The organism is Streptomyces sp. NPDC026589, from assembly GCF_040638385.1.
Classification (GTDB): Bacteria; Actinomycetota; Actinomycetes; order Streptomycetales; family Streptomycetaceae; genus Streptomyces.
In genome coordinates this window covers 553,361-566,686 of sequence record NZ_JBEZYG010000001.1, presented here as the reverse complement: position 1 = coordinate 566,686, position 13,326 = coordinate 553,361, and the positions used below count along the sequence as shown (strand labels likewise).

Sequence of the window (13,326 nt, the reverse complement as noted above, 5' to 3'; positions counted from 1 at the left end):
TCGCCCCCGTGCAGGCCGCGGCGGCCCCGGATCACGCCCACGGGCCCGGGGCCGCCGCGTCGCGCCAGGTCCTGTCGTCAAACCGCCGTCGTCGCCCGACCTGCCCGTACCATCGAGCAGCGTGAAGCTGACAATTCTTGGCGGTGGCGGATTCCGGGTGCCTCTCGTGTACGGGGCCCTCCTCGGCGATCACGCCGAGGGCCGCGTCTCCCGGGTCACGCTGTACGACACCGACGCCGACCGGCTCACCGCCGTCGCCCGCGTCCTGGAGGAACAGGGGCGGGGCATCCCGGACGCCCCCGCGGTCGTCGCCACCACGGAGCTCGACGAGGCACTGTGCGGCGCCGACTTCGTCTTCTCCGCCATCCGGGTCGGCGGGCTGGCCGGACGCGCCGCCGACGAACGGGTGGCCCTCGACGAAGGCGTCCTCGGCCAGGAGACCGTCGGCGCCGGAGGCATCGCGTACGGGCTGCGCACCGTCCCCGTCGCCCTCGACCTCGCCCGCCGCGTCGCCCGGCTCGCCCCGCACGCCTGGGTCATCAACTTCACCAACCCGGCGGGCCTCGTCACCGAGGCCATGTCCCGGCACCTGGGCGACCGGGTCATCGGGATCTGTGACTCGCCGGTCGGTCTTGGGCGGCGCATCGCCCGCGTCCTGGGCGCCGACCCGGACCGAGCGTGGATCGACTACGCCGGGCTCAACCACCTCGGGTGGGTGCGGGGGCTGTACGTGGACGGGCGGGACGAACTGCCCCGGCTGCTCGCTGAACCGAAGCTGCTCGAATCCTTCGAGGAGGGCCGCCTCTTCGGCGCGGAGCTGCTGCGGTCGCTGGGCGCGATCCCCAACGAATACCTGCACTACTACTACTTCAACCGGGAAGCCGTACGCGCGTACCAGGAGGCCGAACAGACCCGGGGCGCCTTCCTCCGGGACCAGCAGGAGGGCTTCTACGCCCGCATGCGGGAGCCCGGCACCCCTGCCCTGGCCACCTGGGACCGCACCCGCGCCGAACGCGAGGCGACGTACATGGCGGAGAACCGCGAGGTCGCCGGGGCGGGGGAGCGGGAGGAGAGCGATCTGGAGTCCGGAGGCTACGAACAGGTCGCGCTCGCCCTGATGCGGGCCGTCGCCCGCAACGAACGCACCTCGTTGATCCTCAACGTCCGCAACCGCGGGGCCCTTTCGCTCCTGGACGCGGACGCCGTCGTCGAGGTGCCCTGCCTCGTCGACGCCAACGGGGCCCACCCGGTGGCCGTCTCCCCCCTCCCGAACCACGCGGTCGGCCTCGTCACCGCCGTGAAGGCAGTGGAACGGGCGGTGCTGGAGGCCGCGGAGAGCGGGTCCCGCACGGCGGCAGTCCAGGCGTTCGCGCTGCACCCGCTGGTCGACTCCGTGGCAGTGGCCCGGCGGCTGCTCGACCGGTACGCCGAGGTGCACCCCGGTCTCGCGTACCTCGGAGGGCCCTGACCACCCCGCGGGGCCCGCGTCGGAACGGTACGGGCCCGACCTGACCGGGCCCGGCTCGTTCCGACGCGGGCCCCGCCGCCCGGTCGCCAGGAGGACTACGGCGCTGACACGACGCTCGGCCTGCCGGCCGTGGCCCAGCTCGGCGTCACCCCGGTGACCTGGCAGACCATCAGGAAAAGCGGAATGGGCGGGGTGTACGGAGTGAGGCCCTCCGGAGAGTGGATCAGCCGGGGCCGCCCGCCGGGCACGGCCGCGTCACGCGCGTACGTCACCTGCTCGGGCCAGTCGAGATCCAGGTCGGAGCCGGCCGGGACGATCCACCACCAGCGGTCCGCGTCGGCGAAGACGCATCCGGTGCGCGGCAGATGGGACATGAGGCGGAAGCCGTGCCGGGCGGGCACCCCGACCGCGTCACATCCCAGGGTGGTCGACATCGAGGCCGGCAGAACCAGCCGCACCCGGCCGCCGCCACGGGCCTGCTCGGGCGTCCGGGCCCGGTGCGCCGAGCGCAGCCTGGCCAGCGCGTTCTTCAGCATGGCCGCTCCGTGCCGGACGGCTGCTCCGCGTCGGCCGCCAGCTCCGCCCAGACGATGCGTCCGGAGGCGTTCTGGGCGTCGTGCGAGCCCCAGGCGCTGCTCATCGCGTCGACCAGGAGCAGGCCGCGGCCGTGCTCGTCGTCGGACGAGCGGCGCAGCCGCGGACCGTCGGGCTGGTGCCCCTGGTCCTGCACGGCTATCCGCAGGCGTCTGCCGAGCCGGCTCAGCTCGCATACCACCCGGGTGCTCGCGGTGTGCACGACGACGTTGGTCACCAGCTCGGAGACGATGAGGACAGCCGCGTCACCGGTGTCGGGGCCCAGCTGCCAGGCGTCCGTCCGGGCTCGCGTCAGCTCGCGCGCACCGGCCACCGACTCGGGGTGCGCCGGCAGCGCGAAGCAGTAACGGAGCGCCTCCGTCCCGGGACTGAGGTCCATGAGCCGGGGGATGAGCGCACTGCCAGGTGCCACGACCGATTCCTCACAGTGGGGGCTGCGTCACGCTTCGTTCCCCGGGTGTTCGGGGGCGGGCGTGACTGAGCGAACTGGTTCGGGAGTCAACTCTCCCCCTGACGATGACACTTGGCAAGAGGCACTCTGAAATTTCCAGAGTGACTGTGTCGTTGGGGGCGCACGCATGGCACACTGCTCGCAGAACAGCGCATGGGGAGGTCTGAAGTGAGCGAACCGCGGTCCGCCCCGACCGTGGGCCAGGTCGTTCTCGGCAAGCGCCTGCAAGATCTGCGCGAGCGTGTCGGCCTGACCCGTGACCAGGCGGCGAAGGTGCTCAGGGTCGCCCCGGCGACGATACGCAGAATGGAAACGGCCGAAGTCGGGCTGAAGATCCCCTACGTCCAGCTGCTGCTGAAGGCGTACGGCATCGCCGACCAGGAGGCCGACGCCTTCGTCGACCTGGCCGAGGAGGCGAACAAGCCGGGCTGGTGGCAGCGTTTCCACGACGTCCTGCCCGACTGGTTCAGCATGTACGTCAGCCTGGAGGGCGCGGCGAGCCTGCTGCGCATGTACGAGCCGCACTTCGTGCCCGGACTCCTCCAGACCGAGGACTACGCACGTTCCGTGATGCGGACCGGAGCGGTCGGCCAGACCCGGCCCGAGGACATCGAGCGCCATGTGGCGCTGCGGATGGAGCGCCAGTCCCTGCTGGCCAAGGAGGACGCTCCCCGACTGTGGGTGATCATGGACGAGACCGTCCTGCGGCGGCCCGTCGGCAGCGCGCAGGCGATGCGCGGGCAGATCGACAAGCTGCTCGAAGCCACGGAGCTTCCCCACGTCACGCTGCAGATCGCGGAGTTCGCCACCGGCCACCACCCGGGTACGTACGGACCGTTCGTCCTCTTCCGGTTCGCCGTCCCCGAACTCCCCGACATGGTCTACAGCGAGTACCTGACCGGAGCCGTCTACTTCGACGCCCGACCCGAGGTGGCCTCCTATCTCGAAGTCATGGACCGCATGGCGGCTCAGGCCGCGACTGCACAACGCACGAAGGAAATCCTCCGGGACTTCCGCAAGGAGCTGTGATGAACCACATATACAACGGCATGCCGGCCGGTGATCTCGGCTCCGAAGGCTGGTACAAGCCGTGGAGCGGCGGGAACGGCGGCAACTGCGTCGAGGCCATGAAGCTCGCCGACGGGCGGGTCGCCGTACGCCAGTCCGCCGACCCGGACGGTCCCGCGCTCATCTACTCCAACGGCGAGATCGCCGCGTTCATCCAGGGTGCCAAGGCAGGCCAGGCCGACTTCCTTCTCACCTGAGATCGCCCCCTCCTCCTCTCTGTACGGAGACCCGACCACGGAGCGCGCCATGACCGGGCAAGAACCCCACTCCATCGAGATCGACACCAGCAAGCCGCATCCGGCCCGGATGTACGACTGGTTCCTCGGCGGCAAGGACAACTACCCGGTCGACGAACAGATGGCGCGACAGCTGCTCGCCCTGGACGCACGGGGCCGTGACATGGCACGGGTCAACCGGGCGTTCATGCACCGGGCCACCCGCCGGCTCGCCGAGAGCGGGGTGCGCCAGTTCCTGGACATCGGCACGGGCATACCCACCGAGCCGAACCTCCACCAGATCGCCCAGCGGACCGCCCCCGACGCGCGCGTCGTCTACTGCGACAACGACCCCATCGTGCTCGCCCACGCGGCGGCGCTGCTCCGCTCCACGCCCGAGGGCGCCACCGAGTACATCCAGGCCGACGCCCGCAGGCCGGAGACCATCCTGGCGGAGGCCGGCAAGGTCCTGGACTTCGACGAGCCGATCGCCCTGTCGATGCTGGCCCTGCTGCACTTCATCGACGACGAGGACGGCGCGGGCGAACTGGTCGACAAGCTGGTCGAGCAGCTTCCCTCCGGCAGCTATCTCGTGCTCTCGCACACCACCGGCGACTTCAACCCGGAGGGCGCCGCGCAGGCACGGGCCATGTACAAGGCGCGCGGGATGACGTTGCGTCCCCGCAGCCGCGCCGAACTCACGGCGTTCTTCGACGGTCTCGAACTCATCGAGCCGGGCGTCTCGCTCTCCGCCGACTGGCATCCGGAGCTCGGAGAGGTCATCGACGTCCCGGGCGACGAGCCGATCCCCGGTTACGCCGGCGTGGCCCGCAAACCCTGAACCCTCGGTTCCACCGCCGCTGCGCCCGCCCGCACCCGACGCGGGCGGGGCGGTGGCGTTCCGTGCTCAGCCGCCGAGAGCGTGTCCCGTGGTGACGTCCACATGCCCGGGCACCTCGTCGTGCGCATCGCCCACCGTCGACGTACCCGACGGTTCGAGGAGCATGATCGACGCGCCCCGGTCGGAACGGGGGCGGTGCCAGACCCCGCGCGGGACGACGAAGACAGCGCCCCGCTCCAGGGACACGCGGCGCTCACCGCCGTCGCCCCCCTCATCGCCGTCGCGCAGAGCGATGTCCAGCGTTCCCTCCACCACGAGGAAGAACTCGTCCGTGTCCTCGTGCACATGCCACACATGCTCGCCGGCCACCTTGGCCACGCGTACGTCGTAGTCGTTGACCCGGGTCACGATGCGCGGACTCCACAACGCCTCGAAGGAGCCCAGGGCGGCACTCAGCAGAATCGGCTCGGCGACGCGCGACGTCACGTTCTCGTTGCTCATGGGATCCATCCTGTGCGCTGGACCTCACCGCCCGCGAGTGCTACGAATCGCATATGGCGAAAGAATCCTCGCATCGGGTCGTGATGATCGTCTCGGCGGGTTCCAACCCGTTCGAGATGGGTGTGGCGACCGAGCTCTTCGGTCTGCGCAGGCCCGAGCTCCCCGTCGACTGGTACGACTTCACCCTGTGCTCGCCCACCCCCACGGTCCGGATGCACTCCGGCTTCTTCCAGCTCTCCGGCGTCGCCGGGCTGACGGCCGTGGACCATGCGGACACCGTCATCGTGCCCAACCGGCCCGACCCTCTGGAGGAGCCCGACCCGGACGTCCTGGCGGCGATCCGGCGTGCCGACGCCCGCGGGGCGCGCCTCGTCAGCTTCTGCACGGGCGCCTTCACGCTCGCCGCCGCCGGGGTGCTGGACGGCAGACGAGCCACCACGCACTGGCGGTGGGCGGAGGCCTTCACCGCCCGCCACCCGCACGTCGATCTCGACCCGGACGTCCTCTTCGTCGACGACGGTCGGGTGATCACGGCGGCAGGCAGCGCCGCGGCCCTGGACACCGCCCTTCATCTCATCCGCGCCGACCACGGGGCGGAGACCGCCGCCGCCGTCAGCAGACGGCTCGTCCACCCGGCCCACCGGGACGGCGGCCAGCGCCAGTTCGTCGAGCACCCGGTCCCCGAGACCGCCGACACCTCGCTCGGCCCGCTCCTCGACTGGGCCACCGAGCATCTGGCCGACGGCCTCGACGTGACGGCGCTCGCCGCCCGTGCCGCCGTCAGCCCCGCCACGCTCCACCGCCGCTTCCGCGCCCAGCTCGGCACCACACCGCTGGCCTGGCTCACCGAGCAGCGCATCACGCTTGCCCGACGCCTCATGGAACGCGGCGAGGACCGCCTCGACGTGATCGCCCGCGCCAGCGGACTCGGCACGGCGACCAGCCTGCGCACCCAGCTCCGCCGCCGTACCGGACTGACGCCCACCGAATACCGCCGTCGCTTCGCCCCGGCCCGCTGAGCCCGCCGTCACCCGTCACAATGGACCCATGTCACGACGCACCTCCCGGCCCCGGGGGCCCGCCGCCGCGCGGATCACCTCCGCCTCCCCGTGCCCCTGCGGTCTGCCCGCCGCCTACGGGCAGTGCTGCGGCCGGTTCCATTCCGGCAGTGCCGCCGCTCCGACCTGCGAGGCGCTGATGCGCTCCCGGTACGCGGCCTTCGTCGTCCGGGACGCGGCGTACCTGCTGCGCACCTGGCACCCCGAGACCCGGCCGCCCGGCGTCGACTTCGACCCGGCGATGCACTGGGTGGGGCTGGACATCCTGGACACCACCGAGGGCAGCGCCTTCCACTCCACCGGGACGGTCACCTTCCGCGCCCACTACACCGACGACGGGCGCCCCGACTCCCTCCACGAGAAGAGCCGCTTCGTCCGGCACGACGGCGCCTGGGTCTACACGACGGCGGTCTTCGTCGACTGAGCCGGCCGAACGGCGCTCCCGAAGGCGGCCCGGACGCATCCGGAGCGGCAGCCCGGACGCATCCGGAGCGGCGGCGGACGTATCCGGCACGGCGGTCGCGAAGGCGTGAAATCCGTTTCCCGGCGGGCCGTGCGCGACCGTACGATCCGCGCATGGACGAGGACGAAGAAGCGACGCCGTACGCCGCGCGGGAACGATTCTGGCGGGGCCGTGACGTCGCCTTCACCCCTGTCGAGCCCGACGACGCCGAACTGATCCACCGCTGGCGCGCCGACCCGGTGGCCGCCCACGAGATCGGCGTCTGGCCCGGCTCACTCCACGAACTCCGCGAGCGCATCGAGGCCAACGTGGAGGATAGGCAGCGGGACGACTTCCTCGTCCTCCTCGCGGACGGCACCCCGGCCGGCCACATCGCCCTCATGGAGGAGGACTTCGTCGACGGCACCGCCGAGGCCTACCTCCTCCTCGCCCCCGAACACCGCCGCAAGGGCATCGGAGCCGACGCGCTCGAAGCCCTTACCGATCTGGCCTTCGGCGAACTGCCGCTGCACCGGGTCGAGGCCGTCACCCACACCGACAACGCGGCGGCCCTCGCCACCCTGAGCGGAGCAGGCTTCGTCCGGGAGGGCGTGCGCCGGTCCTCCTGCCTGCACCGCGGCCGCCGGCACGACAACGCGATCCTCGGCCTGCTCCGCACGGAGTGGGAGGCGCTGGCCCGCCCCCGGTCCTGGGAGCACTGACCCGCCCGTACGGGAGTGACCCGCCCGTACGGGAGTGGTCGGGGTCCCGGCCGGGAACAGGCCCGGGCCACCGCCTCAGACCGGGGCCCCCACCCGTCTCGACCCCCCGGGGCCGGCCGCCGGGGACAGCTCCTGGGCCAGGTCCTCCGCCAGCAGCCGTTTGGCGATCACGTCCACGGTGGCCCGGAGCTGACGGTCGTCGGGGCGGGCGCCGTCCTCGGCCAGGCGCTCGTTGAGCCAGCGGCCCCAGGCGTCGGAGATCACCGCGGCCTCGCGCCGGCCCGCCGCCGTGTGCGAGAAGATCCGGCCGTCGCCCGTCAGATAGCCCTCCTCGATCATCCGGTCGAAGACGGGCACCAGCACCTCCGGCGGGATGCGGTGCCGGGCCGCGATCAGCCCGAGGCCCGCGTGGCCGACCATCCTGGTGAAGAGGTCCACCTGCATCACCGCCCAGGCCCCCGCCAGGTCGAGGCGGGTGTCGGACGCGGCGGTGATCTGCCGGGCGGTGTCCGGGCCCGCGCCGTGCAGGATCGTGGCCACGGAGTACTCCAGGACCTTCGCCGAGTCCCCGCTGCCCGGCTGGGCGAAGCCCTCGCCCATGTCCGTCGACCCGAGCCGGGCCGAGTCCCGCAGCTTCACCTCCTTCAGGAACAGCGCGACGACGAAGCCGATCAGCGCGATGGGCACCGTCCACAGGAACACGGTGTGCAGGGTGTCCGCGTAGGCCAGGGCCAGCGGTTCCGACTGGGCGGCGGGCAGCGCGTGCAGCGCCTGCGGGTTCTGCGAGGCGCGGGCCAGGGTCGCCGGGTCGCCGCCCGCCGCCACCGCCCGCGCGACGCCGTCGGTGAGGTTCGGCTTCAGCGCGTTGGCGTAGATGGTGCCGAAGACCGCCGTGCCGAAGGCGCTGCCCAGGGTGCGGAAGAACGTCACGCCCGACGTGGCCGTGCCCAGGTCCTCGTAGTCGACGGTGTTCTGCACGGCGATCGTCAGCACCTGCATGGCCAGACCGATGCCGAGCCCCAGCACCACCATGTAGAGCGACTCCAGCCAGACGCCGGTCCCCGGCCCCATCCGGGACAGCAGGAACAGTCCGGCCGCCATGACCAGCGTCCCCACGATCGGGAACACCCGGTAGCGACCCGTCTTGCTCACCACGTTGCCGCTGAAGATCGAGGCGGCCAGCAGACCGACGACCAGCGGCAGCGTCCGCACCCCCGAGAGCGTCGCCGAGTCCCCGTCCACGTACTGGAGATAGGTCGGCAGGAAGATCATCGAGCCGAGCATCGCGAAGCCCACGATGAAACTGAGGATCGAGCAGACCGTGAACACCGGGTTGCGGAACAGCCGCATCGGCAGCATCGGTTCCTTCGCCCGCGTCTCCACCACGCAGAACAGCGCCAGCGCGATCAGACCTCCGGCGAACAGCCCGATGATCATGGGCGAGCCCCAGGCGTACTCGTTCCCGCCCCAGCTCGTCGCCAGGATCAGCGCGCTCGCCCCGACGGAGACCAGCGCGATCCCGGCGTAGTCGATGACCGGCCGGCCGGAGGCCTTCACCGACGGAATGTTCCGGGCGGCGGCGATCACCACCACGATGGCGATCGGCACGTTGACGTAGAACGCCCAGCGCCAGGTCAGATGGTCGGTGAAGAGCCCGCCGAGCAGCGGCCCGATCACCGTCGAGATGCCGAACACCGCCCCGATCGCGCCCTGGTACTTGCCCCGTTCGCGCAGCGGGATCACGTCCGCGATCAACGCCATCGACGTGACCATGAGGCCGCCCGCGCCGATGCCCTGCATACCGCGCCAGATGATCAGCAGCAGCATGTCCGACGCGAGGCCGCACAGGAACGAACCCGTGACGAAGATGATCGCCGAGACCTGGAAGACCAGCTTCCGCCCGAACAGGTCGCCGAACTTGCCGACCAGGACGGTGGCCACCGTCTCTGCCAGCAGATAGGCGGTGACCACCCACGACATGTGCGCCGCCCCGCCCAGCTCCGAGACGATCGTCGGCAGGGCCGTGCCCACGATCGTCTGGTCCAGGGCCGCGAGCAGCATGCCCAGCACGATCGTCGCGAAGACGATGTTCCGCCGCCGCCGGTCGAGGACGGGCGGCGGCGCGGCGGCACTCTGCGCGGCGGGAGCTTGCTCGCTGGCAGTGGTCACCTCTGCACCCTCACACCGGCTCATGACCCCCGCATGCCGGGGCAGGCCGGACGGGGGTGGTCAGCGGGGCAGCGAGGCGATCGACGTCTTCAGCCGCGCCACGAACGCCTCGCGGACGTCCTCGCCCACCCGGTCGAGCGACAGATACGGATTGAGGTCCTCCAGCTCGACGAGCAGCAGCGCGCCGTCCGGCGCCCGGCAGGCGTCGACCCGCTGGATCCCGTGGGTGAGGGAGTTCCAGGCGATGAAGCGCCGGGCGAACTCCAGGTCCGCCGCGCTCGCCGCGTACGGCTCCAGTACCCAGCGCCGTTCCGGGTCCGGCGCGTACAGTGCGTACTGGAAGTCGTGGTCGATGAAGTAGAAGGACACCTCGTGGCGGAAGTCGATGCGCGGCTGGACGAGGAGCGAGCCCTCGGCCGCCCGCTCCAGCTCGGTGGCCGCCTCCGCCGCCGTGACGAAACGCAGCCCGACCGAGTCCGCCCCCAGCTTCGGCTTGACCACGTAGGCGGGGGCGTCGGGCAGCTCCGGCAGCTCCGCCACCCGGTCCACCGTGGGGATGACCGGCAGGCCGGCCCGGTCCATCGCGACCAGATACTCCTTGCCCGCCATGTCGCCACGCCCGTCCAGCGGGTTGTAGACCGGCGTCCGCAGCTCCCTGGCCCGGGAGCGATACGCGTCGTACGCCTCCCGGTGGTGCAGCACCGGCCCGCTGTTGCGGATGAGTACCGTGTCGAAGCCCTCCAGCAGCGCGGCCGCGTCCCGGGGGTGGCAGAGAGCGACGTCGAACGACTCGCGCAGCCGGGAGCCGAGGTAGATGTCCTCGTCGCAGTAGCGGCGGCCGCGGGCCTCGTACGCGAGATCGGTGACGAGCAGGAGGGACGGGCGGCGTGCGCCGGCGGGTGACGCGGCGGTCATGAGGTTCTCCCGGGGTCAGGACGCGGACGGACGATCACTATCGCCGACGCCCGGCCGGACCCGCGGCCCCGCGGTCAGAGAGCGTCCGTGGATCCGCCCCGTACGGCCGCCACCCACTCGACGAGCAGCCGCTCGTACTCCCGGCGACCCTCGGGCGACACCACACCGCCGTCCGCGACCAGAGCGCGGATCTCCGCGTTCAGCTCAACCATCGGGCGGGCAGGCGTCGGCTCGGTCGAAGTGGAGGTCATGTGAAGAGGCTAGTGGCAGGGGAGCCGGAGAGGCACCGGTCAAACGTGTGGGGCCCACCACGGGAACCGTTCGTCGTCGGTCCCGAGGGCGTGCCGACCCGCTGTCGTAACGTGTCGCGACGCTCTCCACACCGTCGTCACGGATCGCCGCGCATCGTCACGACCGGACGATCCGAACCCTGTTGCCGCACGTCGGCGGTGTGTGGCGCGGTCTCGGCGCTGTTGCGTACACGTCCCGACGCGCTCGGTGACGATCTCCGTCCGGCCCGGCCCGACGAAGAATTCCGCGGCTCCGTTCCCCATCGGTGTACGTCTTCAGGGCGACGAGGATCACACGGATTCTGGGCGGATCAGGGCCGGATCAGGGCCGGATCAGGCCGCCACCCCGGCCTCTGCCTCCGCCTCAGCGGATGTGCCGGCCCGAGATCGCCCGCGCGATGACGAGGCGCTGGATCTCGCTGGTGCCCTCGAAGATGGTGTAGATCTTCGCGTCGCGGTACATCCGCTCCACCGGATGCTCCCGGCTGTAGCCCGCGCCGCCGAGGACCTGGACCGCCTTCTCCGTTGCCGCGACCGCGAGTTCGCCGGCCCGCAGCTTCGCCATGGAGCCCTGGCCCGCGTCGAAGGTCCGGTCGTTGCGGGCCATCCAGGCGGCCTGCCAGATCAGCAGACGTACGGCCTCGATCTCGGTGCGGATATCGGCCAGGGCGAAGGCGATCGACTGGTTCTCGATGATCGGCCTGCCGAACGCCTTGCGCTCCCCGGCGTATTCCAGGGCGTACTCGTAGGCCGCCCGGGCGATGCCGAGTGCCTGCGCCGCCACCGTCGGGCGGCTGACCTCGAAAGTCGCCATCGCCGCCTGCCCCTTGGCGGTGCCGCCCTCGCGTGCCCTGGCGAGGCGGGCGTCCAGCTTCTCCTTCCCGCCCAGCAGACAGTGCCCCGGTACGGTCACCTCGTCGAGGAAGAGATCCGCGGTGTGCGAGGCGCGCAGCCCCAGCTTCTTGACCGTACGGCCCGCCGTCAGGCCCTTCGTGCCGGGCGGCACGATGAACGCGGCCTGTCCGCGGGCCCCGAGCGCGGGATCGACCGAGGCGACGACGACGTGGACCCCGGCTATGCCGCCGTTGGTGATCCACGCCTTCTGACCGGAGATCACCCAGGAGTCGCTCGCCTCGGTGTAGCGGGCCTTCGTCGTCATCGCGGAGACGTCCGAGCCGGCCCCCGGTTCGGATACGCAGAAGGCGGCGACCTTCGGGTCGTCCTGGTCCCCGTAGCACTGCGGCACCCACTCGGCGAGCTGGTCCGGGGTGCCGGAGGCGAAGATTCCGGCGACCGCGAGCGAGGTGCCGAACAGGGCCATGCCGATGCCCGCGTCGCCCCAGAACAACTCCTCGTTGGCGATCTGGAGGGAGAGTCCCGTGGGGTCCCCGTACAGGTCGGCGAGCGACTCGAATCCGTACAGCCCGATCCGGGCGGCCTCCTGGATCACCGGCCAGGGGGTTTCCTCCCGGGCGTCCCACTCGGCGGCGGCCGGGCGTACCACCTGGGCGGCGAAGCCGTGCACCCAGTCGCGCAGGTCCTGCTGCTCCTCGGTCAGGGCGAGGGAGAAGAAGCTCATGCGCTCACGCCTTCGGGATGTCGAAGTAGCGGGTCAGGCCGGAGGCGAGGCCGACGTCGCCGGCGACCTTGAGCTTGCGCGTCATGAACATGGTGACGGGGTTGCCGTTGCCGGAGACGAGCTTGAGGAACTCCGCGTCCCCCATCGTCAGCGTGGTGCGCGGTTCGGCGTCCGAGCGGCCGGGGGTGACCCGGCAGGCTCCGTCGGCTATCGCGGTCTCGTAGACGGCGTCGCTCTCCCCGGTGATCTTCCAGCGGATCAGCGCGCTGAGGCCGCCGGCCGCCCCGGGCCGGAACTGCCGCTCCATCCGGCCGAAGACCTCGCCGAGTACCCGGGTGCGCAGCTCGCCCCTCATGACCTCGGCGAGCTGCTTCGCGGACAGGCTCTTGACGATGCGGGCGAACTCCTCGGGCGCGACCGCCGCGAAGTCGAGCCCGGACAGGTCGTCCGTGAGGTTGCCGCTGCTGGTTCCGTCCACGCCCATTTCCTTACTTCAAAGTAAACTTACTTTTGAGTAAGGTAAGGGGAGTGGCGGCGCCCCGCAAGGCCGGTCCGCGGCCGGTCGCGGCGAGAGGGGCGGGTGGGTAGTGAGGGGTGAGGGGCGGTCAGAAGGGTGAGCGTGGGAGCACGGGGAGTCCGGGGTGGTGCGCGGCCAGCGTCTTGTTGGCGCGGGCCAGGTCGGACAGAGCCTGTTCGCGGTCGGCCTGGTCCTCGACGCCGAGCCGGGGGCCGCGGAACCTGCGTACCTCGCGGGCCGCGCAGTCGGCGTCGAACTCCGCCTGGAGGATGTGCGGCGGAATGCACGAACCGATCAGCGCGGCGACCCGGTCCGGGATCGGCACGGGGACGAGGAGGTGCGAGGCGGTCATGGGACGTTCCCTCTCGGATGGTTGGCCAGGAGGCGGTGCACGGGGCCTGTCGCCTGATGGGCGGCAGGTTCCTTCCTGTGTACGGGACGCGGTTCCGGGTTTCTCGTCGGATACGTCTCCGTGTCGCAACCGTTTGGGACTGAC

The 13,326-nt window shown here is 71.4% G+C and carries 16 protein-coding genes; 7 read left to right on the top strand and 9 right to left on the bottom strand.

From position 1 onward, the window contains the following. Positions 1-121 precede the first annotated feature (121 nt). Positions 122-1,468, top strand: a complete 1,347-nt coding sequence (locus tag AB0F29_RS02430; protein WP_361866857.1) for a 6-phospho-beta-glucosidase — start codon at positions 122-124, stop codon at positions 1,466-1,468. A 95-nt stretch (positions 1,469-1,563) separates the two neighbouring features. Here the strand turns inward: AB0F29_RS02430 and AB0F29_RS02425 are convergent, their stop codons facing one another. Together AB0F29_RS02425 and AB0F29_RS02420 are read right to left on the bottom strand one after the other, a co-directional pair. Continuing rightward, a complete protein-coding gene (locus tag AB0F29_RS02425) occupies positions 1,564-2,004 on the bottom strand; it encodes a hypothetical protein (RefSeq protein ID WP_361866855.1) in 441 nt (146 codons plus the stop codon). After that, positions 1,998-2,474 carry an ATP-binding protein gene (locus tag AB0F29_RS02420; RefSeq protein WP_361866854.1) on the bottom strand — a complete coding sequence of 159 codons (477 nt, stop codon included), beginning with the start codon at positions 2,472-2,474 and terminating at the stop codon, positions 1,998-2,000. Before AB0F29_RS02420 ends, AB0F29_RS02425 begins: the two co-directional genes overlap by 7 nt. A gap of 207 nt (positions 2,475-2,681) precedes the next feature. On the opposite strand from AB0F29_RS02420, the gene AB0F29_RS02415 reads away from it, so the two are divergent. From AB0F29_RS02415 to AB0F29_RS02405, 3 genes are read left to right on the top strand one after another with little or no spacing between them, the layout of a single operon-like run. Further along, positions 2,682-3,542: a helix-turn-helix transcriptional regulator gene (locus AB0F29_RS02415; RefSeq protein ID WP_361866852.1), complete on the top strand. Its 861-nt coding sequence runs from the start codon at positions 2,682-2,684 to the stop codon at positions 3,540-3,542. Further along, a complete protein-coding gene (locus AB0F29_RS02410; RefSeq protein WP_018955330.1) occupies positions 3,542-3,778 on the top strand; it encodes a DUF397 domain-containing protein in 237 nt (78 codons plus the stop codon). Before AB0F29_RS02415 ends, AB0F29_RS02410 begins: the two co-directional genes overlap by 1 nt. A 49-nt stretch (positions 3,779-3,827) precedes the next feature. Then, positions 3,828-4,637 carry an SAM-dependent methyltransferase gene (locus AB0F29_RS02405; RefSeq protein ID WP_361866851.1) on the top strand — a complete coding sequence of 270 codons (810 nt, stop codon included), beginning with the start codon at positions 3,828-3,830 and terminating at the stop codon, positions 4,635-4,637. 66 nt (positions 4,638-4,703) lie between these two features. Here the strand turns inward: AB0F29_RS02405 and AB0F29_RS02400 are convergent, their stop codons facing one another. Further along, positions 4,704-5,138: a cupin domain-containing protein gene (locus AB0F29_RS02400; RefSeq protein ID WP_361866849.1), complete on the bottom strand. Its 435-nt coding sequence runs from the start codon at positions 5,136-5,138 to the stop codon at positions 4,704-4,706. Positions 5,139-5,191: 53 nt separating this feature from the next. On the opposite strand from AB0F29_RS02400, the gene AB0F29_RS02395 reads away from it, so the two are divergent. The 3 genes from AB0F29_RS02395 to AB0F29_RS02385 all read left to right on the top strand — a co-directional run bounded on the left by AB0F29_RS02395 (position 5,192) and on the right by AB0F29_RS02385 (position 7,360). Then, entirely contained in the window at positions 5,192-6,157 is a 966-nt protein-coding gene (locus tag AB0F29_RS02395; RefSeq protein ID WP_361866848.1) for a helix-turn-helix domain-containing protein, read from the top strand. A gap of 28 nt (positions 6,158-6,185) precedes the next feature. Continuing rightward, the gene (locus AB0F29_RS02390) at positions 6,186-6,620 is read left to right on the top strand and encodes a YchJ family metal-binding protein (RefSeq protein ID WP_050359246.1); all 435 of its coding nucleotides are present in this window, start codon (positions 6,186-6,188) and stop codon (positions 6,618-6,620) included. Positions 6,621-6,772: 152 nt separating this feature from the next. Next, positions 6,773-7,360, top strand: a complete 588-nt coding sequence (locus tag AB0F29_RS02385; RefSeq protein WP_361866847.1) for a GNAT family protein — start codon at positions 6,773-6,775, stop codon at positions 7,358-7,360. Between the two features lie 75 nt (positions 7,361-7,435). On the opposite strand, the gene AB0F29_RS02380 is transcribed toward AB0F29_RS02385, so the two are convergent. The 6 genes from AB0F29_RS02380 to AB0F29_RS02355 all read right to left on the bottom strand — a co-directional run bounded on the left by AB0F29_RS02380 (position 7,436) and on the right by AB0F29_RS02355 (position 13,182). Continuing rightward, positions 7,436-9,529: an MDR family MFS transporter gene (locus AB0F29_RS02380; RefSeq protein ID WP_361866846.1), complete on the bottom strand. Its 2,094-nt coding sequence runs from the start codon at positions 9,527-9,529 to the stop codon at positions 7,436-7,438. Positions 9,530-9,589: 60 nt separating this feature from the next. After that, on the bottom strand, positions 9,590-10,444 hold the full coding sequence (locus AB0F29_RS02375) for a hypothetical protein (RefSeq protein ID WP_361866845.1): 855 nt from the start codon (positions 10,442-10,444) through the stop codon (positions 9,590-9,592). A 74-nt stretch (positions 10,445-10,518) separates the two neighbouring features. After that, on the bottom strand, positions 10,519-10,695 hold the full coding sequence (locus AB0F29_RS02370) for a hypothetical protein (protein ID WP_361866843.1): 177 nt from the start codon (positions 10,693-10,695) through the stop codon (positions 10,519-10,521). A 403-nt stretch (positions 10,696-11,098) separates the two neighbouring features. Next, on the bottom strand, positions 11,099-12,313 hold the full coding sequence (locus AB0F29_RS02365) for an acyl-CoA dehydrogenase family protein (RefSeq protein ID WP_361866841.1): 1,215 nt from the start codon (positions 12,311-12,313) through the stop codon (positions 11,099-11,101). 4 nt (positions 12,314-12,317) lie between these two features. Then, positions 12,318-12,791: an SCP2 sterol-binding domain-containing protein gene (locus AB0F29_RS02360; RefSeq protein ID WP_361866839.1), complete on the bottom strand. Its 474-nt coding sequence runs from the start codon at positions 12,789-12,791 to the stop codon at positions 12,318-12,320. Between the two features lie 127 nt (positions 12,792-12,918). Then, the gene (locus AB0F29_RS02355; protein WP_361866838.1) at positions 12,919-13,182 is read right to left on the bottom strand and encodes a hypothetical protein; all 264 of its coding nucleotides are present in this window, start codon (positions 13,180-13,182) and stop codon (positions 12,919-12,921) included. Between the last annotated feature and the right edge of the window lie 144 nt (positions 13,183-13,326).